This window comes from Enterococcus sp. AZ129 (assembly GCF_051714505.1).
In the GTDB taxonomy this organism is placed as follows: domain Bacteria; phylum Bacillota; class Bacilli; order Lactobacillales; family Enterococcaceae; genus Enterococcus; species Enterococcus faecalis.
This window is the reverse complement of the sequence record NZ_JBIORY010000001.1, coordinates 1,891,476-1,913,422: the sequence shown is the minus strand read 5'-3', so window position 1 is coordinate 1,913,422 and position 21,947 is coordinate 1,891,476. Positions and strand designations below refer to the sequence as shown.

General features: G+C 36.3%; 22 protein-coding genes and 1 other RNA gene. 15 read left to right on the top strand and 8 right to left on the bottom strand.

The features are described from left to right. Position 1 precedes the first annotated feature (1 nt). From IGJ90_RS09465 to IGJ90_RS09450, 4 genes are all read left to right on the top strand, one after another. Complete coding sequence (locus IGJ90_RS09465) at positions 2–1,468, top strand: ABC transporter substrate-binding protein (RefSeq protein WP_002359878.1); 1,467 nt, start codon at positions 2–4, stop codon at positions 1,466–1,468. A gap of 70 nt (positions 1,469–1,538) precedes the next feature. Next, positions 1,539–2,174 (top strand): YesL family protein, encoded by a 636-nt coding sequence (locus tag IGJ90_RS09460; RefSeq protein ID WP_002362905.1) that lies wholly within the window; start codon positions 1,539–1,541, stop codon positions 2,172–2,174. Further along, positions 2,128–3,858, top strand: coding sequence for a sensor histidine kinase (locus IGJ90_RS09455; protein WP_438768326.1), 1,731 nt, complete (start codon positions 2,128–2,130; stop codon positions 3,856–3,858). The genes IGJ90_RS09460 and IGJ90_RS09455 overlap by 47 nt, the downstream gene beginning before the upstream one ends. Positions 3,859–3,869: 11 nt before the next feature. Continuing rightward, complete coding sequence (locus tag IGJ90_RS09450) at positions 3,870–5,351, top strand: response regulator transcription factor (RefSeq protein WP_002366967.1); 1,482 nt, start codon at positions 3,870–3,872, stop codon at positions 5,349–5,351. Between the two features lie 40 nt (positions 5,352–5,391). Here the strand turns inward: IGJ90_RS09450 and IGJ90_RS09445 are convergent, their stop codons facing one another. Further along, positions 5,392–7,533 (bottom strand): GH92 family glycosyl hydrolase, encoded by a 2,142-nt coding sequence (locus IGJ90_RS09445; RefSeq protein WP_002366966.1) that lies wholly within the window; start codon positions 7,531–7,533, stop codon positions 5,392–5,394. Positions 7,534–7,705: 172 nt separating this feature from the next. Here IGJ90_RS09445 and IGJ90_RS09440 point away from each other — a divergent pair, with 172 nt between their 5' ends. Next, a complete protein-coding gene (locus IGJ90_RS09440) occupies positions 7,706–8,806 on the top strand; it encodes an FUSC family protein (RefSeq protein ID WP_002366965.1) in 1,101 nt (366 codons plus the stop codon). 43 nt (positions 8,807–8,849) lie between these two features. Here IGJ90_RS09440 and IGJ90_RS09435 read toward each other — a convergent pair whose 3' ends face one another. Together IGJ90_RS09435 and gloA2 are read right to left on the bottom strand one after the other, a co-directional pair. Further along, complete coding sequence (locus IGJ90_RS09435; protein ID WP_002356863.1) at positions 8,850–9,332, bottom strand: SRPBCC family protein; 483 nt, start codon at positions 9,330–9,332, stop codon at positions 8,850–8,852. A gap of 21 nt (positions 9,333–9,353) precedes the next feature. Continuing rightward, positions 9,354–9,734, bottom strand: coding sequence for an SMU1112c/YaeR family gloxylase I-like metalloprotein (gene gloA2 / locus IGJ90_RS09430; RefSeq protein WP_002366964.1), 381 nt, complete (start codon positions 9,732–9,734; stop codon positions 9,354–9,356). Positions 9,735–9,946: 212 nt separating this feature from the next. Here gloA2 and treP point away from each other — a divergent pair, with 212 nt between their 5' ends. Together treP and IGJ90_RS09420 are read left to right on the top strand one after the other, a co-directional pair. Then, entirely contained in the window at positions 9,947–11,413 is a 1,467-nt protein-coding gene (gene treP, locus IGJ90_RS09425) for a PTS system trehalose-specific EIIBC component (protein ID WP_142960919.1), read from the top strand. A gap of 127 nt (positions 11,414–11,540) precedes the next feature. Further along, complete coding sequence (locus IGJ90_RS09420; RefSeq protein ID WP_002387246.1) at positions 11,541–12,545, top strand: nucleoid-associated protein; 1,005 nt, start codon at positions 11,541–11,543, stop codon at positions 12,543–12,545. Positions 12,546–12,582: 37 nt separating this feature from the next. On the opposite strand, the gene IGJ90_RS09415 is transcribed toward IGJ90_RS09420, so the two are convergent. Next, positions 12,583–12,936 carry a YxeA family protein gene (locus tag IGJ90_RS09415; RefSeq protein ID WP_002398569.1) on the bottom strand — a complete coding sequence of 118 codons (354 nt, stop codon included), beginning with the start codon at positions 12,934–12,936 and terminating at the stop codon, positions 12,583–12,585. A 198-nt stretch (positions 12,937–13,134) separates the two neighbouring features. Here IGJ90_RS09415 and IGJ90_RS09410 point away from each other — a divergent pair, with 198 nt between their 5' ends. Together IGJ90_RS09410 and IGJ90_RS09405 are read left to right on the top strand one after the other, a co-directional pair. Beyond that, positions 13,135–13,839, top strand: coding sequence for a zinc metallopeptidase (locus IGJ90_RS09410; RefSeq protein WP_002384290.1), 705 nt, complete (start codon positions 13,135–13,137; stop codon positions 13,837–13,839). Positions 13,840–13,922: 83 nt separating this feature from the next. Beyond that, on the top strand, positions 13,923–14,261 hold the full coding sequence (locus IGJ90_RS09405) for a hypothetical protein (protein WP_002356871.1): 339 nt from the start codon (positions 13,923–13,925) through the stop codon (positions 14,259–14,261). Positions 14,262–14,287: 26 nt separating this feature from the next. Here the strand turns inward: IGJ90_RS09405 and IGJ90_RS09400 are convergent, their stop codons facing one another. Next, positions 14,288–15,133 carry a PhzF family phenazine biosynthesis protein gene (locus IGJ90_RS09400; protein ID WP_002372093.1) on the bottom strand — a complete coding sequence of 282 codons (846 nt, stop codon included), beginning with the start codon at positions 15,131–15,133 and terminating at the stop codon, positions 14,288–14,290. 56 nt (positions 15,134–15,189) lie between these two features. After that, the gene (locus tag IGJ90_RS09395) at positions 15,190–16,041 is read right to left on the bottom strand and encodes a PucR family transcriptional regulator (RefSeq protein WP_002398570.1); all 852 of its coding nucleotides are present in this window, start codon (positions 16,039–16,041) and stop codon (positions 15,190–15,192) included. Between the two features lie 77 nt (positions 16,042–16,118). Here IGJ90_RS09395 and tadA point away from each other — a divergent pair, with 77 nt between their 5' ends. Both tadA and ffs read left to right on the top strand, forming a co-directional pair. Beyond that, positions 16,119–16,640 carry a tRNA adenosine(34) deaminase TadA gene (gene tadA, locus IGJ90_RS09390; RefSeq protein ID WP_002366959.1) on the top strand — a complete coding sequence of 174 codons (522 nt, stop codon included), beginning with the start codon at positions 16,119–16,121 and terminating at the stop codon, positions 16,638–16,640. 39 nt (positions 16,641–16,679) lie between these two features. Beyond that, positions 16,680–16,766: signal recognition particle sRNA small type (ffs, locus tag IGJ90_RS09385), an RNA gene on the top strand. Between the two features lie 86 nt (positions 16,767–16,852). On the opposite strand, the gene IGJ90_RS09380 is transcribed toward ffs, so the two are convergent. Beyond that, entirely contained in the window at positions 16,853–18,091 is a 1,239-nt protein-coding gene (locus tag IGJ90_RS09380) for an aminopeptidase (protein WP_438768026.1), read from the bottom strand. A gap of 250 nt (positions 18,092–18,341) precedes the next feature. Here IGJ90_RS09380 and IGJ90_RS09375 point away from each other — a divergent pair, with 250 nt between their 5' ends. Both IGJ90_RS09375 and IGJ90_RS09370 read left to right on the top strand, forming a co-directional pair. Then, complete coding sequence (locus tag IGJ90_RS09375; RefSeq protein WP_002356883.1) at positions 18,342–18,914, top strand: TetR/AcrR family transcriptional regulator; 573 nt, start codon at positions 18,342–18,344, stop codon at positions 18,912–18,914. Between the two features lie 157 nt (positions 18,915–19,071). Next, positions 19,072–19,545 carry a TspO/MBR family protein gene (locus IGJ90_RS09370; RefSeq protein ID WP_002356884.1) on the top strand — a complete coding sequence of 158 codons (474 nt, stop codon included), beginning with the start codon at positions 19,072–19,074 and terminating at the stop codon, positions 19,543–19,545. 74 nt (positions 19,546–19,619) lie between these two features. Here the strand turns inward: IGJ90_RS09370 and IGJ90_RS09365 are convergent, their stop codons facing one another. Then, positions 19,620–20,063, bottom strand: a complete 444-nt coding sequence (locus IGJ90_RS09365) for a flavodoxin (protein WP_002356885.1) — start codon at positions 20,061–20,063, stop codon at positions 19,620–19,622. Between the two features lie 174 nt (positions 20,064–20,237). Here IGJ90_RS09365 and map point away from each other — a divergent pair, with 174 nt between their 5' ends. Continuing rightward, the gene (gene map / locus IGJ90_RS09360; protein WP_002366958.1) at positions 20,238–21,002 is read left to right on the top strand and encodes a type I methionyl aminopeptidase; all 765 of its coding nucleotides are present in this window, start codon (positions 20,238–20,240) and stop codon (positions 21,000–21,002) included. A gap of 15 nt (positions 21,003–21,017) precedes the next feature. Then, positions 21,018–21,926 (top strand): YihY/virulence factor BrkB family protein, encoded by a 909-nt coding sequence (locus IGJ90_RS09355; protein ID WP_002383768.1) that lies wholly within the window; start codon positions 21,018–21,020, stop codon positions 21,924–21,926. The last annotated feature ends 21 nt before the right edge of the window (positions 21,927–21,947 follow it).

The window sequence follows — 21,947 nt, the reverse complement described above, 5'->3', positions numbered from 1 at the left end:
AATGAAAAAATGGCAAAAAGGATTAGCCGTAGCTGGCGCAGCAGCTTTAGCTGTAGGATTAAGCGCGTGCGGTAAATCTTCAAAAGATGCAGCGTCAAAAGGTGATGATAGTACACCAACGTTATTAATGTATCGTGTTGGGGACAAACCAGATAATTATGACCAATTAATCGATAATGCGAATAAAATTATCGAGAAAAAAATTGGGGCAAAATTAAAAATGGAATTTGTTGGTTGGGGCGATTGGGACCAAAAAATGTCAACAATCGTTGCTTCTGGTGAAAGCTATGATATTTCATTAGCACAAAATTATGCAACGAATGCACAAAAAGGCGCCTATGCTGATTTAACTGATTTAGCACCTAAATATGCGAAAGAAGCCTATGATCAATTACCAGATAACTATATTAAAGGAAATACGATCAATGGAAAACTGTATGCGTTCCCAATTTTAGGTAACTCTTACGGTCAACAAGTTTTAACTTTTAATAAAGAATATGTCGATAAATACAATTTAGATATTAGTAAAGTCGATGGTAGTTATGAAAGTGCAACGGAAGTTCTAAAAGAATTCCATAAAAAAGAACCAAATATTGCTGCTTTTGCTATCGGCCAAACATTCTTTGCAACAGGTAATTATGACTTCCCTATTGGTAACCAATATCCATTTGCAGTAAAAACAACTGATACTGGCTCACCAAAAATTATTAACCAATATGCCGACAAAGACATGATTAATAACTTAAAAGTCTTACATCAATGGTATAAAGATGGCTTGATTCCAACAGATGCTGCTACAAGTACAACACCATATGACTTAAATACCAATACTTGGTTCATGCGTCAAGAAACACAAGGACCTATGGATTATGGTGATACAATCTTAACACAAGCTGCTGGCAAACCACTTGTTTCTCGTCCACTAACAGAACCATTAAAAACAACATCACAAGCGCAAATGGCTAACTATGTTGTTGCAAACACGTCTAAAAACAAAGAAAAAGCTGTTGAATTGTTAGGTTTATTAAACAGCAATCCAGAATTGTTAAACGGACTTGTTTATGGTGAAGAAGGCAAACAATATGAAAAAGTTGGCGATGATCGCGTGAAATTATTGAAAGATTACACACCAACAACTCATTTGAGTGCTTGGAACACAGGAAACAACTTAATCATTTGGCCAGAAGAATCTGTCACTGAAGAAATGGTTAAAGAACGTGATAAGAGCATCGAAGAAGCAAAAGATTCACCAATTCTTGGTTTTACTTTTGTAAATGATAAAGTGAAAACTGAAATCACTAACGTTGCTACAGTTATGAATCGTTACGCAGCAAGCTTAAATACAGGAACTGTTGATCCAGAAGAAACACTTCCAAAATTAATGGATGACCTAAAAACAGCTGGCTGGGATAAAGTTCAAAAAGAAATGCAAACACAATTAGACGAATATATCCAATCTCAAAAATAATCACAGGAGGCTGAGGCATTAGCTGAGCGCTTTTGGCTCAGCCTTTTACATAATAGAAAGGAAGAGGAAGATGGAAAGTACAGGGATTCAACGGTTGTTTTACCTTTCCTGGACAGTAATCAAACTAAATTTACTGTTTGTTTTATTTAGTTTAGCTGGAGGGATTATTTTTGGTGTTGGTCCAGCACTCCAAATGATGACTGATTTCATTTTGGAAGAGGGCATGAATTATCAAGCAATCACCGTTAAACGAGCATTTGAATCATGGAAAGCACATTTTAAAAGAAGTAACTGTTATTTTTTACTTTTTCTCTTCACTTTAGGATTTGTTTTTTATAATATTTATTTAGCCGTTCAATTTACCGGAATAATGTGGTTAATTATTACATTTATTTTATTTTTTGTTTCCCTAATACTCGTTATTTTTTACATTTATATGCTACTATATGAAGGAAGCTATTTTATCTCAACTATTGATTTAATGAAGCTTTCATTTATCAGTATCTTTTTAAACCTCGGTGTATTTTTTAAAGTCTTATTCGGTGTAATTAGTATCGTTGCTTTAACTTGGAAAATGAAAGGACTGCTACTATTTGCTTCGTTTGCCTTAATTATGATGTGGTGTGCCTATGTCACGCGCAAAAATCGCCAGTTTATTGATGGAAAGTTGGAACAAAATGAAGCGAATCTTCAAAAAACTGTTTAAAAAAAAATATTTATTAAATCGATTAGTACAAAAATACAGTCTACTGTTAACAAGTATTATTTTGTTAACGGTGGCTGCTTTGTGCGTTTATGTTACTTATACAATTAACTTATCAATTGATTCACAAAAAAATAACGCCGTTTCCCAAATTGACAGCTATGTAACGAATAAAAATAATGCGGCGACGAATATGATTAATGAATTAGCTGGCTCTGCAAGTAAAATTGAAAACATGCGAAAATATATGGAACTTTCTCCTCCTGAGTATTTTGACTATACTTACAGCCAATGGTCGGAAGATCGGGTCAGTACCCACTTTGGAAATAATTTAAGTACATTATTTAGCACCTTTCCTGACTTAGAAGAAGTGATTATTCGCTTAGATGAATTTGATCAGGTTTTGTTCGCCAATCGCACAGCTACAAATGGGAAAAAAATGGATATGTCATCAATTAAAAAACATGGCTTTCAACTAATGCGAATTATCTCCGATCCTTATACAGGACAACCGCTGGGAGAGTTGTACACTGTGTTTTCAAGTCAAGAGTTGCTAGGCAACCAAGCAGACTTATTGAAAAAATCAGGTATTAATGCGTTTATCTATGATAGTGCTGGAAATCAAATTTTTTCTGAAAAAGCACAATTTACCAAAGAAGAAGAGCGGCAACTAGATAAAAGAATGCACACCGATAGTGACATTCAACAGGTTTTTCATAATCGCTACGATATTACGGAAATAGAAAGCAGTGGCCGGAGTACCATTCTCTTATTAACAAGCCGCCGAGTCTTATTTCAACAATTGTTTATGAATTATGCAGCCATTTTAGGGATTGGGTTACTTTTGATTGTTATTTTATTAGTGGGCTTAAACCGCCTATTTAAACGCTATTCTCAACAAGTCCAATTAATTTTAGAAGCGACACGAGCCATTGGCGATGGCAATTTAAAAGAACGAATTGACACGAATCAAGTTCAGGAAGAGTTGAATGATATTGCTTCCGCGATTAATTTTATGGTCGACAGTTTAGATCAATACATTCACGATATTTATACTTTAGAAATTAAGCAACGTGATGCCCACATGAGAGCGTTACAGTCGCAAATTAATCCTCATTTTCTTTATAATACGTTGGAATATATTCGCATGTATGCCTTGAGTCGGCAACAAGAAGAACTAGCTGATGTTGTCTATGCTTTTTCAACATTACTTAGGAATAATATTAACCAAGAAAAAAACACGACTTTGGCAGAGGAAATCTCATTTTGCGAAAAATATGTGTATTTATATCAAATGCGTTATCCCGATCAATTTGCCTATAAGTTCGAAATAGAAGAAACAATTGCTGATGTCGAAATTCCTAAGTTTATCATTCAGCCGCTTGTCGAAAATTATTTTGTGCATGGAATTGACTATCAACGACAAGACAATGCTATTAAGGTCCACGCCTACCGAGAAGGCGAAAAAATTATTGTGGCTGTTGTAGATAATGGAAAAGGAATTACCGCCAATCGGTTAGAGGAAATTCGCGAACGTTTAAATCAAACAGAAATAGAAACGGAACAATCCATTGGATTAAGAAATGTTCATGAACGTTTACAACGCTTTTTTGGGGAGAGTTATGGTTTAACCATTGAAGGGAAAGAAGGAGAAGGGACGACAATTCGTCTTTCGTTTGTAGCATAAGGGGTGAAAAGATGTATCGAGTGATGTTTGTTGATGATGAATATATGATTTTAGAAGGCTTAAAATGGATTATTCCTTGGCAAGAGTTAGGCTTTGAAATTGTTAAAACAGCGCGTAGTGCGCAAGAAGCATTGGCTTTTTTAGAAACAGAATCCATTGATGTTTTATTAACAGATATTACGATGCCAGAAATGAGCGGGATCGAATTAATTGAGCAAGCAAAGAAAAAAGGACATCAATTTATTAGTTTAATTTTATCAGGTTATCAAGAGTTTGATTACGTCAAAAAAGGCATGGCTTTGCAGGTCCAAGATTATCTTTTGAAACCAGTCAATAAACAAGAACTATTAGCCAATATCCAGAGAATTAAAATAGAATTGGACCAACAAAAAAAATCCCATGCCCGCGTGCGTCTATATCTAGAAAATGGCTTGATGCGTTGGCTTAATGATGAAATCAGCGAAGGGGAATACGAAGAGTTAATGCAGCAATTTGCGACTATAAAACCAGGTGATTTTACCGTTTTATTGGTTGAAGCTGAGATGCCATTTTTAGAAACAATCAAGGAACTATTTATGAAAAAAGGCCAACTGTTATTCATTGAAAGTTGGATGAGTACGTACCACCAATTGTTACTTATCTATAAAGGGGCCAGACAAGAAGCGTTCTTATTTATTCGTGAAATTGAAGCGATTCTAGCTGGTCAAGGTCAGATTTTTGTAGGGGAATCTGTCAATGAATGGGAAACGGTTTATGAAAGTTATGAGAAAGTAAAACAGTTGCAAGCAATTGAAACGTTTTATCAAGAATTTCTGCCAAATAATCAAAAAGAACAAATGAATCGTTCGGCAGAAGATTTTACTTTTCTAGCGTTTAACCAAGCCTTGATGATTGGGGATATGCAGACCATTCAACGGGAATTAGATGCTATTTTCAATCAGTTAAGTCAACAACACGCTACGCCAGAATATGTACGCTATGTAGTCTTCTTACTTTTTTCAGATATTTCGCGTCAGTATCCAACTGTGTTAGAAGAAAACTATGAAAAAATCGTGGAAGAAATTCGAGCCAGCAACAATCTTAATACACTGTATGCGTTAATGCAGCAAGTCTTGGCAGAAGTGAAAAATAAACCTAAAATAAAAAAATATTCAGAAAGTGTTAGCCAAGCTGTAGAAAGAATTGAACAAGGCTATTTAGAAGAATTAAACTTAAAAACGGTGGCGGATGAGCTTCATTTGAACCCTAGTTATTTAGGCCAAATTTTCAAAAAAGAAACCAAGCGGAGTTTTTCTCAATATTTGAATCAAGTGCGTACCAAGCATGCCCAGAAATTATTATTGTACACGGATGATACAATCAACGAAATTTCAGAAAAAGTAGGATTTAACAATACCAACTATTTTTCAAAAATGTTTAAAAAATTAAATGGAATTACCCCAAAAGAATTTCGAGAGCAATACCAATCAAATTACGCAGGTGTCGAAGAATAAAAAGAAAGATGTTCAATTTTTATGAACATCTTTCTTTTTATTATTTTTCTGTACTTAATGAAAACGGTCGTTCTGCTGTGTTTTGTGGATTCGGGACAATCCCTAATTGATAATCTAAAGTCCCGCCGTTTAATAGTTCTTGATGAGTAAAATAAGGCGCAGTATGTTTTTCTTGGTTTAACTGAATTTCATGAATAAATTGTTGTTGGACTTTGTTTGGTGATGTTTGAATGGTTAATTGTTTACCATTTGATAGTTTTACTTCCGCCGTCTGGACTAAAGGCATCCCGATTACATATTCACCAGTTCCTGGTGTGACGGGATAAAAGCCTAAGCTATTAAAAATATACCAAGCAGACATGCTGCCATTGTCTTCATCACCTGGATAGCCAGTTGGTGAAGCATCAAATGTTTGCATTAGTTGTTTTAAAAGTGGTTGAGCCATCTCTGGTTTGCCGATGTAGCTGAATAGAAACGGATAATGGAAACTTGGTTGATTTGAGATGGCTAATTGACCAAAATCAATTGCCGCCATTTCACTCATTTCATGAATTTCAAAACCATAGCCTTCAACGTTAAAGTTAGGCGCTTGATTGCAGAGCTGAATTAATTTTTTTTCGAAAGCTAACTCGCTACCATATAGCTTAATCAAACCTGCAAAATCTTGATAAACCGCAAAACTTGATTGCCAAGCACTTCCTTCGGCGTAATCTTTGCCCCAACGAATATCTAAAAAGTCAGGACGGAAATTACCTTCAGTATCCTTTGCTTGCATAAAGCCAGTTTCAGGATTAAAAAGTTGTTGATAATTCAAGGCTTGTTGACGATAAAACGTTGCGGTCTCTGAATCATTCAATGTTTTTGCAACTTGTGAAATGCAGAAATCGCTGTACGCATAATCTAAAGTATGATTGACAGATTCATGATAGGTTGAAGGAACATAGCCATATTTTAGATAATCCAGAGTTCCTTGACGTCCATAATTTTCTCGTTCGCTTTGTTGTGTAGCGCCTTTTTTCATCGCTTCTAGGAACTGAGGCATCAAGTCAGGACGAATCTTTTTCACGGCGGCATCAGCAATTACAGCGTCAATCAAGGTGCCGGGCATTAAACCACGCTCATCTGGAGATAACCATTTTGGCAAGAAACCTGTTTCGTTGTAACTATTTAAAAAGCCTTCTAGCATCTCTTCGTATTTTTCTTGAGCAATTAGTGAGAACAATGGGTAGACCGTTTTATAAGTATCCCAAAAGCCATTATTGGTATATAGTACACCAGGACGAACCGTTTGCGAGAACGTATCATAATGAATCGGCTGCTGATTTTCGTCCAATTCATAAAAGGTTTGCGGAAATAGGAATGTTCGATACAGTGTATGATAAAACGTTTTAGTATGTTCAGGGTTTTCATGCGTTACTTTAAGGCGATCGAAATAATTATTCCAATCTGCGATTCCTTGTTGCAGCATCTCAGTAGAACGCAAAGAGATTTCTCGCGCTAAATTTAACTGCGCTTGTTTTTCAGAAATAAATGAACTACTAAAATGAACAACTTGTTGAGCAATATTTCCAAAAGAAAGAAGGATTTTGCCATCTTCACCTGAAGAAGGGGCAAACCATTTGGTTAAAGGCTGTTCAAAATGAAGCACAAAATAAAAACTAAAATCTGGATCTTCACAACCAGAATAGTTGATGACTTTTACAGCCACTTGATGGTCATCTAATTGTTTTACTTGATAACGTCCAGGCAGAGTTAGTAGTAAGTGATTATCTTTTTGTTGATAATCAATGGTTAAGATACCACCATACATGCTTGGGATTAATTGAGAAGTTATTTGATAGCGTAATTGAGTTAAGTTAATTTCGACAGGAGAAAAAAGGCTTTCTTCTGGACGATAAGAACTTTGGGCATGGAATAAAGAAAGTTCCGACAATGAACCACTGACAGGGGTCATTAATAAATGGCTAAAATCACCCATCCAAGGACTTGGTTGATGCGTTACTCGATAGCCTTGAAATGTTCGATCTTCTGGATGAAACCACCAGCTGCCTTTTTGGTCAGTTGTTTGCGGGGCGTAAAAATTCATCCCAAATGGCACGCCAGTATAGGGTAGACAATTTCCATTTGAAAAACTATGTTGGTTGGCAGTTCCGTGTCGCGTATCAATCGCTTGAATATTCATGAAAGTAGCTCCTTTGTTTTAAATGATATATCATATAGGCTGATTATAGCACAAAAAACAAGAAATGAAAGCGTATTTATTCGCTTTTTTATTTATTTTTAACGAATTGGTATATTCAATTTGAAGAGGGAATTGACAAGCATGTTACAATGGATAAGGAATCGATATTGGAGTGATTGTTATTTATTTTTTTAGTACAAAAAGTCAGCAATTTTTTGCGTATGTTTGGGCCATTTTCCCAGTCATCGCCTTTTTTTTGGTTAGTTTTTATACATTGGATTTTTTATTTTCCCCAAGCTATTTAATTATGGTGCCTGTATTTACTATTATGTTTAAAATTAACTATAAAAAAGATTATTCGTTTGTAGCGCTGCTCAAAATGAGTATCAGGCAATTTGTGATCAGTTTTTTAGCATTTATAGCTAGTAGTTCCTTTAGCTGGTCTATTATTTTAAATAGTAGTGTGACATTTTTAATTGTTTATTTATTTTATTCATCTGCGACACCGATGCGGTATCATAGTTATTTGATGATGTTTACGTTTTGTCAGTTAATCCAGGTTAAAGGAAATACATTTTTGATGCAATCTCAAGTTGTGGCCTTTTTAATTGGTCTTTTTTTATTGGCTTTAACACTAAACGCTTGGTGGCAAACAGGATTAAGTCAGTTAACCAGCTTAAAGAGTAGAGGCCATAAAAGCATTCAATTAAATATGAAGCAACAAAAATTGGCGGTTATTAATTTCTGGCACGACTTACAACAGACTTTTTTTGGGATTACAAGTTTCAAACAATTTTTAGAAAGTCCTGACGAAAGGGTGCAACGATTTCGTTTAGCTATTCGTATGAGTTTCACCATTACGCTGAGTTTTATTTTAATGTGGAGTGTAGGAGGCATTAAAATAATTTGGATTCCGATGAATGTTTTTCTACTCTTGCATCCAGTGAAAGCAGAAATGAATACGCGTATTAAGACACGTTTTTGGGGGACTCTTTTAGGATGTTTCCTTAGTCTGTTTGTTGTCAATTGGCTTCAATTGCCACTGACGCACCTCGTTGTTTCTAGTTTGATTGGCATTTTTGTTTATGCCCTAAAACCAGGAACCGTGTTACAAGTGACAATGGCAACGATTTTTGGGTTATGTTTGGCAACAATTAGTTTACGAGGGATGTACGCCGCAGAGTTGCGGGTCTCTTTTGTATTATTGGCAATTTTTGTTGTTTGTTTAATTGATTTAGGTTTATTTGTTTATCAGCGTATCTTACGTTTTTAAAAAGTGTGGCACAGAGGGTGATTTACCCGTTGTGCCACACTTTTTAATTTTCTAAATTCGTTAATTTTTCTAAGTAATGATTTTCTATTTGCGGAAAATCTATTTTTTCTGGTGCTGCATCAGGGGTTTCAACTACTTGCTTCAAGCGGTTGAGAACAATTGACCAACCAGCGATATCTTTATGGCGAGGTGTTGTAAAATTTTCTGGGAGAGATTCTGAAAAGACTAACAGGGTCTGATGAGGTGCTTGTTCTTTTAAGTCAAAATAGATGATACCAGTATCCCAAGTCACGCCCAAATATTTTTCCTCTGCGTAGTCAGTGAAAGGCATCGTTTCTTCAAAATCGGGCAGAATAAACCGCCAAAACCCGTTAACACCTAATTCACCAATTTCTAATTCTGGAAACCATTGTTTTAGCTTGTCTGTCTCAGTCAGGTAGCGCCAAATCGTTTGAGGGCTGGCTGAAATTGCTCGTTCTGTACCAAAATAAATCGTCTGGTTTTCTAAGCGAAAGGTATCTTTCATTTTGTTTCTCTCCTTTATTTATTATTCATGAAGTTCTAAAGGTAGTCCATCTGGATCAAAAAAGAAGGTCATTTTTTCACCCGTAAAATCATCTACTCGTAGCGGTTCTGTTTCAATTCCTTGCTCATTTAAAAAAGCAATCACTTCTTCAATATGTTCAACTTTAAAAGCTAAATGACGTAATCCTAAAGCTTCAGGATAAGAGGGGCGAGCGGGAAATTGATCAGAAATAAAAATTTCCAATTCTTGGCTGCCTAATTTTAAATCTAATTTAATATCGTTTTTTTCGGGACGATGATTTTCGCGAAGAACTTCAAAGCCCAACTTTTCGACATAAAAATTTTTAGTTACTTGATAATTTGAGGCATTGATTGCCACATGATGAATTTCTTTAAAAAACATTTTTCATACTCCTTTTCGTTTTTTCCCTCTGTAGTATAGCAATAAAGAAGCAGCTAAAAAAGCGTTCTGTTTGACTCTTTAAGAAAAGACAAGGGATTTGTAAAAAAATAAAATTATTTTTTTTGAAAGAAAGCGCTTGCCAAAAAAAGAATAATCAAGTATGATGTATATACAACTTAATTGTATATACAAGTTTGAGAGGAGAATGTAAAATGGGTAAGTTTCAAAGCGATGCACAACAGTTGTTGAAAGCAGTAGGAGGCAAAGAGAATATTTCAGCTGTTTCTCATTGTGCAACTCGAATGCGTTTTGTATTAAAAGATCCAAAAAAAGCGGATGTACCTGTGATTGAAGATATTCCTTCTGTAAAAGGAACCTTTACAAATGCTGGACAGTTTCAAGTAATTATTGGGAATGAAGTCCCACAATTTTATAATGATTTTTCTGCAATTTCCGGTTTAGAAGGGGTTTCAAAAGAAGAAGGGAAAGCAGCTGCCAAAAGTAATTTGAGTCCTGTTCAACGAGTTGTTTCTGTTTTAGCTGAGATTTTTACACCATTGATTCCTGCACTTGTTATCGGGGGATTGATTTTAGGATTCCGCAATATTTTGGAAGGGGTTCCATTTGGCTTTCTTGATGGTCAAACAATCGTGGAAGTTTCTCAATTTTGGAATGGAGTCAATTCATTCTTATGGTTAATCGGCGAAGCAATTTTCCACTTCTTGCCAGTTGGGATTACGTGGAGTATTACGAAGAAAATGGGAACCACACAAATTTTGGGGATTGTCCTAGGGATTACATTAGTCTCACCACAACTTCTGAATGCTTATTCAGTTGCGACGACTAAAGCAGCAGAAATTCCTTTCTGGGATTTTGGGTTTGCTCAAGTTAACATGATTGGTTATCAAGCGCAAGTTATCCCAGCTATGTTAGCTGGCTTCTTGCTTGCCTATCTTGAAATTTTCTTTAGAAAAGTGATTCCTCAAGCAATTTCAATGATTTTTGTCCCATTGTTTGCTTTAGTACCAACAGTATTGGCTGCACATGTCATTTTAGGACCAATCGGTTGGACGATTGGTAGTTGGGTTTCTGATATCGTAAATGCAGGATTAACGTCAACATTTAATTGGTTATTTGGCGCCGTCTTTGGCTTTATGTACGCACCATTAGTCATCACTGGGTTGCATCATATGAGTAATGCTATTGATTTACAGTTGATTGCTGACTTTCAGTCAACCAACTTATGGCCAATGATTGCTCTATCAAATATTGCACAAGGTTCAGCGGTTTTAGCAGTTATCTTTATGCATCGTGGAAACAAAAAAGAAGAACAAGTTTCGATTCCAGCAATGATTTCTTGTTACCTAGGTGTGACTGAACCAGCGATGTTTGGGATCAACTTAAAATATGTTTATCCATTTGTTGCGGGCATGATTGGTTCAGCAATGGCAGGAATGTTTGCCACTTTAATGGGCGTTCGTGCGACAAGTATCGGCGTCGGTGGCTTGCCAGGAATTTTATCTATTGTGCCACAATATTACTTGCCGTTTTTAGGCGCAATGGCGATTGCCATTATCGTACCAATGGGCTTAACTTATATTTTCAGAAAGAAAGGCATTTTTAATAAAGTCGATCCAGTTGATGAAGCAACAGGGATGTTATACAGCGAAGAAGGGTAATCACTTTTTGAAGTAAAGAAGAATTCGTAGAAAAATGTCTACGAATTCTTCTTCTTTTTATAGAAACTATTGGCTTTTTTCTCTCTTTCAGTTAGACTAAAAAGGTTGAGAAAAGGAGAGCGTAAAAATGGATATTTATTTAAAAAAAGCAATTTTACACATTATTGATCGAGAAACTGGGACGCCGGTTTTCTCTGAAAAGGAACTAGATTTAACCACTGAGTATATTCGAACGTATTTAACTGCAAAAATTTCAAAACTTTCGACTGCACAAACAAAGACTGGAACATTGGCGGAAAATAGTTCCTTTGTTGACACGTTACGTGGGATTCCTAGTGATTTTATAAAGAAAAGCCAAGAAGTTACCCAACATTGGTATGATGTTTATTCAGGAAGCGAAGATGCGCCTAGTGCTGATATTTTGTTCATTTTATATGAATTAGATACGGTGTTACATGTCGCAATGATTAAATTAAACTATAAAGAAAGTTACACGCATTACGTCGACTATGAAGAAGAATCCGTTTATAACAAACTGATTATCAACCGAGCAATTTTGTCTTCAAAATCACAAAAACCAGATGAAGGGATTACGGTTGACTTAGATACATTAGCATTTGAATTACTAGAGAAAAGATATGAATTTTCAGGAGAAAAAATCTGGTATTTCTCTGAAAAAGTGATTGAGACGCAAGCGGCACCTTCCATGGAAGAAAATATCAAAGAAATTAAAAAAGCAGTCAAACGCATTGGAAAGAAATTTAACGAAGATGAGTTTGAACTAATGGCTTCTGTAAAAGAAGCGGTGTATGATAGCATTGAGGAAACGGGGACGATTGACAATGAGCAGATTGCTGAGCAAGTGTTTAAAGAAAATGTATCAGCTAAATTAGCTTACCAAGAAGAAGTGAATGAATCGAAGTTTGTCGACAAAACACCGCCAGTCAGAGAATCTCGCGAAATTTCTGAAAAGAAGTTTGGCAAACAGAAGTTAAAAATGGATAACGGTATTGAATTAATTGTTCCGTTAGATGTTTACCGCAATGGCGATTTAATTGAATTCGTCAATAATCCAGATGGCACAGTGTCCATTATGCTAAAAAATATCGAAAAAATTAGTAATCAATTATAAAGAAAAAACCGTTGGTCGTTTGCCAACGGTTTTTTCTTTATTTCAATTTTTCTAAAGCTTTTTCAGGGACTTCTTTTTCTGTCACTTCATTCCAACTGATCACGCCTTTACGGGGATTGACTTTCAATTTTAGATAGGCTTTCATACGTAAAGGTTGATCACGGTATTCGTTTAATTCCACGGTCTTTTCTTCGCCGTTTTTATTAAACGCAGGTTGTTGATAGTAATACATGGTCGTCGGTTCACCAGAATCTGATTTTTCATCTTTCTTTTCACCAGATGTTGTGATTTGTGTATAATAGGCTTCTCCGCCGTAATAGTAATTATAAACGCCCCAGCTACCACCGGCTAAAATGACTAAGGGGATTAATATTTTTAGTAATGTTTTCATTTTCCTCACCTCAAGGAATAGTATGCCTTTTTTTTAGAAAATTTGCCATATTTTTTTCCGTTAATTGAGTGACACTTTTGTTAGTTTTGGTACTTTCTTGAAAAATTCATCATTTTTTTAAACAAAAGACAACGTTTGTCGCTCCCTTTTTTTCTCTATCATGCTACAATAAAGAAAAAAAGATGGAGGTAGAGGACAATGATGCCCTTTTATTTTGGAATCGATCCAACCTATATATTAGTAATTATCGGAATTGCGATTTCTGGTGCGGCCTCCGCATATGTTAACAGTACCTTTCGTAAGTATGATCAAGTACGAAGTAGTAAACATGTTACAGGCACGCAGGCAGCACAGTATATTTTACAAAAAGAACAAATTAATGATGTCGGAGTTCAGCAAATCGCTGGTGATTTAACCGACAATTATAATTCTGGAAACAAAATGTTGAGTTTGTCAGAAGCAACTGCTCAATCGACATCGGTCGCGGCTATTGGCGTGGCGGCTCATGAATGCGGACATGCGGTACAAGATCATACGAACTATGTGCCTTTACGTCTTCGTGCAGCCATTGTTCCAGTTGCCAACATCGGTTCAACCATCTCCTTTCCACTAATTTTGATTGGTGTTTTATTTAGTTGGAATCAAACGTTAATCAACATTGGAATTTTGGCTTTTTCGTTAGCCTTGATTTTTCAATTGGTGACCTTACCGGTGGAGTTTAATGCGTCTAGACGTGCATTAAGTATTCTTTCTGAAGGTGGGTTATTAACAGAAGAAGAAGTCCCAATGGCCAGAAAAGTTCTTTTTGCAGCTGCACTTACCTACGTAGCAGCGGCGCTTTCGACCTTTTTACAACTTTTACGTTTGGTTATTTTATTTGGTGGCAATAACCGACGAGACTAAGTGCTAGTAAAGGTCTTTCTATTACGCATAAAAGTAATAATATGTTATGATTAAAGTAGAAAATAACAGAGGAGCTGAAGGAAATGAAAGCATCAACAAAAATTGGTATCGGTTTAAGCATTGCTGCAGTTGCAAGTGTCTCTGTTGCAGTCATCGCTTCTGAAAAAATTATTAAGAAGGTATCTCATGTTTCCAATCGTTATAAAGTTAAAAAGTTTGTAGACGATAAATTTGATGGAAACCAAAAATTATTATCGATTGTCGATGATTTATCCGATGATGAATTAGATTCTGTTTTAAATGTTGTTGATCGTGTGAAAGATGGCGGTTCAAAATTAGCTGAATATGGCGAAAAAGTTAAAGACAATACAGATTCTTTAAAAGAACGTTTTTTCACATTTATTGAAGATGCAATGAAGTAAAAAAGATGGCCTAGGCCATCTTTTTTTTATAAAAATAATTCTTTTGTTTCAACATAATAGCCTCTGCCACCAACTAGAACTTGATCAATTGTCTTTTGGGATGTAGTGTTCAAACGCACTAAGACTTCTGAAGGAGCGTTTAAGGTATAACCTTGGGCAAAGGTGTAATTGGTTTTTTGTAAAATTTGGTGATGGTGCAGATAACAAGCTAACGCACCATTTGATGTACCAGTAGCGGCTTCTTCATCGATATCATAAAGGGGTGCAAAATTCCTACAAATGATATTTTCTTCAGACAAAGCAAAAAGATGCATCCCGATAACTCCATACTTTTGACTAAGTAACTTAATTTTTTCAAAGTTTGGTTGTAAATCCTGTAATAATTGCGCATTTTTAATGGGAACCAAAATATCTTTTAGACCCGTTGACACAATCTGGATAGGAAAAGCAGTTGCCACTGCGTTTAAATCAAAGCAGCCGCTCAATTCTTCTAAAGTGAGCGTATCATAAAAAGTTGGGACAGTTTGTTCCATAAATAGTTGTTCACCGTTCGCCGTGATTGCGAGCAAACCGCTGTTCGTTTCGATTGTATATGCTGTTTGCAATAATTTATTTAAGTGCTTCATAATGGTGAAAGCGCCAATTGTCGCGTGGCCACATAAGTCGACTTCTTCTTTTGGTGTAAAATATTCAAGGCGGAAATCAGCAATCTTTGAGTCCGAAATAAAAGCAGTTTCTGCAAATCCTAGTTCTTTGGCGATGGCCATTTTTTGGGTTCTCGTTAAGGGCTGTGTCATAAAAACAACGCCTGCTTTGTTGCCACCTTCGTGGTTTTTACTAAATGCACTAGCGACATATGCGGTAATTTTCATTGGAACGCCTACTTTCTAATTGGGAATAAAAAACATACGAGTAAAAAATGGACGTACTACTTTCTTAATAACAAATAACAAAAGATTAAATCATCCATTTTTTTTAAAGATAAGCCAGTTTGTTCAAAAAACTTTTCCAACCGATAGTGTAAAGTATTTCGATGCATAAATAAATCTTTTGCAGTGGAGCTGATATTGCCTTGATTTTTCCACAAAGCGCTGATGATTGGCTGAATATCGGTGTCTTTATTTAATAAACGACGATAATACTCAACAAGTACATTTTGGCTCATGGCTTCCTTGGTAAAATAGTGGAGGGCAACATCAGTTAAACTAAAAACAGTCGTCCGACTAGAGGAATTAAGTTCTTCTGAAAAAATACGTTGTTCTTCATGGAAACAACGCCGGAGAATGTCTTCAGAGGAATAAAAATTGCCAACAAATACAGCACTAGTGCAATCAAAGTCTGTATCTAATGTTAAAAAGATCCCTTGAATTTCTTCTTGTTGAAAGGTATTTTTTGACTGTTCTTCAACTAAAATATACATATTATTACTTGGACTGAAACAATCAACTGTATCTGGAAACATCTTTGTTAAATTAAATTGCCATTCAGCTTGTAATTCTTTTGGGACATTCGTTTGAATTTGCAACATACGAAAGGTCCCTTCGGCAGGTAATTTTGCCTGTTGAAATAAGTAACTGAACCAAGGATGGTTACCAGTAATTGTTGGGTTTTCAGAAATCGGGAAAAGCGCTTCCAACAAATGCTGTTCTTTAATACTTAAGAAAGCTTTATTCACAATGAAAAATTGGTCGTCAACAGGAATTGAATAGGTGGCTTCGGAACCAATTGTTTTTGATAAATAGCCTTTGGGATAAAGCTGAGATAAATTTTCAATAATCATAGACACACCTCACTGATTTATTGTACCATGAAGCAAGACAGAAGTTTAGTGGGAAAAAGCCGAAAGGTGGAAATTAATTGGGAAAAAAAGAAACAACGTTAACACAAGAAGAAAAAGAATTTTTTATGCGAGAAGCCATTGCAGAAGCGAAAAAAGCAGAAGGTTTGGCTGAGGTGCCTATTGGAGCTGTAATTGTTCGGCAAGGGGAAATTATTGGCCGCGGGCATAATCTGAGAGAAGCACGGCAAGAAGCAACGTCGCATGCAGAAATGTATGCAATCCAAGAAGCGTGTCGCGGGATAGAAAATTGGCGTCTAGAAGAAACCCAATTATTTGTAACTTTAGAGCCTTGTCCAATGTGTAGTGGGGCGATGCTTTTAGCACGAATTCCAGAAGTTTATTATGGCGCAACCGATCCTAAAGCAGGCACTGCTGGCACATTGATGAATTTATTAGAAGATGAACGCTTCAATCATGTGGCCTATGTCGAAGCAGGCGTTTTAGAAGAAGAGTGTCGCTTATTGCTAGTTCAGTTCTTTAAAAAGTTACGGGCAAAGAAAAAAGAAGAGAAACTTTTAAAAAATCAAAAGAAAGACTAGTCAAAAGAATAAAAATACGTTATACTAGGTTTTGCCGAAAGGCTAGGACAATGGCGGGCTAGTGAATTGTGTCAGATCCGGAAGGAAGCAGCACTAAGCAAGTGCCGCCATGTGTCTGATTGAATAAGGAACGTATCAAGGCTGAGAAGCCTTTTTTTATTTGAAATAAAAAGAAGCAAGCCGTTATTTTTACGGCTTGCTTCTTTTTAAATTTATGCCCAATCGCCATTTCTAAAAACTGGAACAATCGTCCCGTCTTCCTTAATGCCGTCAATATTCATTTTGTCAGATCCTACCATAAAGTCCACATGTGTTTGGCTACGATTTAAACCAGCTTCAGCTAATTCTTCTTCGCTCATCTCCGTGCCGCCTTGTAAGTTGAAGGCATAGGCCGAACCAAAGGCTAAATGATTAGAGGCATTTTCATCAAACAATGTATTATAAAAAATCAAACCGGATTGTGAAATTGGTGAAGGGTCAGGTACTAAAGCAACTTCCCCTAGGTGTTTGGCACCTTCATCAATAGCTAAGAGATTTTTCAATGCTTCTTCGCCTTGTTCAGCTGAGAAGTCAACAACTTTTCCATCTTTAAATGTAAATTTCATTCCCGAAATGAGTGTGCCAGCATAACTTAGTGGTTTTGTACTAGAAACATAACCATCAACGCGGCGACTATCTGGGGCGGTGAAAACTTCTTCTGTTGGCATATTAGCCATGAATTCTTCCCCACGAGCGTTATAACTACCAGCGCCTTCCCATAAATGGTTTTTAGGCAAACCAATCGTTAAATCTGTCCCAGGAGCTGTGTAGTGTAAAGCAGTAAATTGTTGTTCGTTTAATTCAGCCGCTTTTTCTTGTAATTTTTTATCATGGATATCCCAAGCAATGACTGGGTTTTCTTCATAAATTCGTGTTGTTTTGAAAATTTCATTCCAAAGTGCATCAACTTGTTCTTCACTTGTTGCTAATTCTGGAAAGACTTTAGCTGCCCAGCCTTCACTAGCAGCAGCTACAACAGTCCAACTTACTTTGTTGGCTTGCGTTGCTTTTCGTAGATTGACCAATGCTTTCCCATTAGCCGCTTGGAAAGCTGCTACACGTTGTGCATCCACGCCAGCTAATGCATCAGGATTAGAAGAAACCACGCTAATTCGGCTTGCGCCTTTGGCAATCCAATCATCGGTTTGATCAATTTTATATTGAGGAACATTTTCAATACGATCAGTTGCAGCATGAGCTAAAAATTCACGTTGAATGGTTTCGTCGCTCCATTGAACAATTACTTCGGCCGCACCTAAGCGATAAGCTTCTTCCGTAATTAAGCGGGCAAGGGGCGCTTGATCAACACTGATTTGTAAAACAACCGTATGATTGTCCTGAACATTGACACCCGTTTCAGCAATTAAACGTGCATATTTCTTTAGATTTTCATTAAAATTCTCTAAGGTCATTCGTGATTCCTCCTTCATTTTGATGGGTAATGACTGTTCATATCATAACACGGAAGAGCAGGGAACTCAACGAAATAAAGCCTTTATCAACTGTTATTTTAAGTCGGGGTAAAAGTTGTCGTGCTCCCGCTCAGTGAACTTTTGTACAAAGAGTTGTTCTAATTTTGCATAATAGAAAAATCGTGTTACAATAACCATAAGCATTTATTTGGAAGCGTTGTATATGAATGAATAAAGGGGATAGGGAATTATGGCAAGAAAAAAAACCATTACGAAAGAGCAGATTTTAACAGCTGCCTATGAAGTAGTCGCCACTGAAGGATTTTCGAAGTTCACTGCACGTAATATTGCTAATAAAATGAAATGTTCCACCCAACCGATTTATTTGGAATTTAAAAACATGGATGATTTACGCGATGCTTTATTCCAAAAAATTCATAAATACTTAGCGAAAGAAGTCTTTCCAGTAAAACATACCGGGAATACAATTGTTGATTTGGCTTTAAACTATATTCATTTTGCGACAAGTGAAAGTAAGTTATACCGTGCGCTTTATTTAGAAGAATATGGTGGCGGCAAAAAAATGCAAGAATTCTCTTATCACTATTTTACTGAAGCGGTAAAAGCTGATCCTGAGTATGCTAATTTAAACGATGTTCAAATTGACTCTTTACACATGGGAACATGGGTGGTCGCTACTGGTGTGGCTGCATTGATGACTTCTGGAATTATCCATCCTTCAGAAGAACAAATCATTCATTTAATGAAAGATAGTATTGAAGCAATTCTTGAACGAGATGAACCAATTGATATTGACCTATAAAAATTAAAAAAAGTGTAACCTCATGCTGATAACTTCTGTGAGGTTACAGCAAAAGACTGTTTCTTAAAAGAACGGTCTTTTTTTGTTAAGTGTATTAATGGTAGATTATTCGCAACCATGCTACAGTAAAGAAGAGAAATAGAAAGGGGCAAAAAACATGAACCGAGTGAAAGATAAGCGTTTATGGCTAAGTATTGTAGGAATTACCGGACTAGGGCTCTTGTCGGGCTTATTTTCAGTAAATGCGAGAGAATATTATCAAGCGTTGAGATTACCAAGTTTTGCTCCGCCAGGCTGGTTATTTGGACCGGTGTGGTTGGTGTTGTATATTTTTATGGGCATTACTTTTTATTTCATCTTAGTTCATCCAAATAAACAACAGAAAAAACGGATGATTACGCTATTTATTTTACAATTTATTGCAAACTTTTTCTGGACATTTTTCTTTTTTTCTTTACAAAATAATTTATTATCTGTGATTGATATCTCATTGTTATGGCTATTATTAATAGTTCAACAGTGGGACTACTTGCGTTATAAATTAATAACGCGTGGCTGGTTGATGATTCCTTATATTCTTTGGGTTACTTTTGCGGCAGCATTAAATTACAGTATTTTATTTTTAAATTAGGAATATCAAAACACCAGAGAAAAATGGGAACTAGCCATTTTTTTCTGGTGTTTATTTTATTTATTTCAACGTAGTTATTCTGCGGCAGTTGCTAATTTTTTCGCAAATTCTTCTAAACGTTGGATGTCGTCTTCTTCAGCGGCTAAATCAACTTTAACGCTGTCGGCGCCTTTTTTTGCCCCAATTTGAGTAAAGACTGCTTCGAAGTCGTCCACCGATTTACAAAAATCATCATAAAACGTGTCTCCTGAACCACAAACGCCGAAGATTTTTCCTGATAAATCAATCTCTTGTAAGTCTTCATAAAAGTCGACAATTTCATCAGGTAAATCGCCATCGCCATACGTATATGTAGCTACTACACAGATATCGGCCTCTTCAAAATCAGCGGCATCGACTTGCGTACACTCATCAATTTCGACCTCTAATTCTAAATCTTCAAATGCTTCTGCAACAATGTCGGCAATTTCTTCTGTATTCCCAGTCATGCTTGCATACACAATTTTAGCTAACGTCATAAACTTTCTTCCCCCTCATACAATTCTGTCACTTATTATAGCAGATGCGCATTTCTTATAAAAGACTAGCGAGTGCTTTTATTAAGGGACTTTTTGAAAATTGGTGTTTGAACAATCTTTTTTGCAAAAAATGTGATAAAATAATTTGAATGAAACAAGTTTAGGAGAGATAGTATGATTACATTAAAATCACCACGAGAAATTGAAATGATGGATGAATCAGGGAAATTATTAGCGGATGTTCACCGTCATTTACGGACGTTTATTAAACCTGGCATTACAAGCTGGGATATTGAAGTATTTGTGAGAGACTTTATTGAAAGTCATGGTGGCGTGGCGGCTCAAATTGGCTATGAAGGTTACAAATATGCTACCTGTTGTAGTATCAACGACGAAATTTGCCACGGATTTCCTCGTAAAAAAGTATTAAAAGATGGCGACCTAATCAAAGTAGATATGTGTGTCGACTTAAAGGGCGCAATCTCTGATTCATGCTGGTCTTATGTCGTGGGTGAATCAACACCTGAAATTGATCGCTTGATGGAAGTAACCAAAAAAGCGCTATATCTTGGGATTGAACAAGCACAAGTAGGAAATAGAATTGGCGACATTGGTCATGCAATTCAAACGTATGTAGAAGGAGAAGGCTATGGGGTTGTTCGCGACTTTGTAGGCCACGGCATTGGCCCAACTATCCATGAAAGTCCAATGATTCCTCATTATGGTGAAGCAGGTAAAGGACTACGTTTAAAAGAGGGAATGGTTATTACCATTGAGCCAATGGTTAACACAGGAACTTGGCGCATGAAAATGGACCCAAATGGTTGGACTGCTTATACTGAAGATGGCGGTCTAAGTTGTCAATATGAACATTCATTAGCGATTACGAAAGAAGGTCCAAGAATCTTAACGTCACAAGGCGAAGAATTGACTTATTAATAAGGAGAGTGTGTGATGAAGTTTCTCGACAACATCAAAAAGAATCAATCTTTGATGCGTTTTATTGAGACAACGCAAAGTCACATGGTCACAGCCGAAATAGGCAACAGCTCAGTGGTTGTTGCCTATTATTTATTACTCTCGCTGTTTCCATTACTGATTGCGGTAGGTAATGTCTTACCTTATTTAAGAATCGACCCTAATTCTGTGTTGCCTTATATTGCAGAGGCGATTCCGAAAGATGTTTATAAGAACTTAGAACCAGCGATTCGTTCACTACTGACTCAACGTTCAGGCGGGTTGCTTTCTGTTTCCGCTTTAGCAGCATTTTGGAGTGCCAGTCAAAGTATTAATGCACTACAAAACGCGATGAATAAAGCTTTTGGTGTCGAACAAAGGAAAAATTTTATTCTCGTAAGAGTGGTCTCATTTTTAGTTATTTTGTTATTTATGGTAGCGATTGTTGGTGTAGTAGTAATTTTAGGTCTGGGTCAGTACATTATTGAATTACTGCAACCAATTTTCCATTACTCAACATCTGTGATCGATACTTTCCAAGCGTTAAAATGGCCGTTAACGACCGTTGTTTTATTAGTGATTATGTGTTTGATTTATGCGGTCGTTCCTAATCGGAAATTATCGTTACGTTCTATTTTGCCAGGGGCTATTTTTTCGACAGTCGGTTGGATGCTATTATCACAAATTTTTGGTTTGTACGTAAAATATTTTAGTTCTAGAATCGCAAGTTATCAAATCATCGGGAGTTTTATCATCTTGATGTTATGGCTGAATTTTGCTGCCACGATTATTATTTTAGGAGCAATTGTCAACGCTGTCGTCGATGAATACTTATCTGGAGATAAAGAAAAGAAACAACCAAGTTTTGAACAACGCTTGTTTAGATGGTTTAAAAAGAAAAAATAAATGGATTTCTTTAAAAAAGTC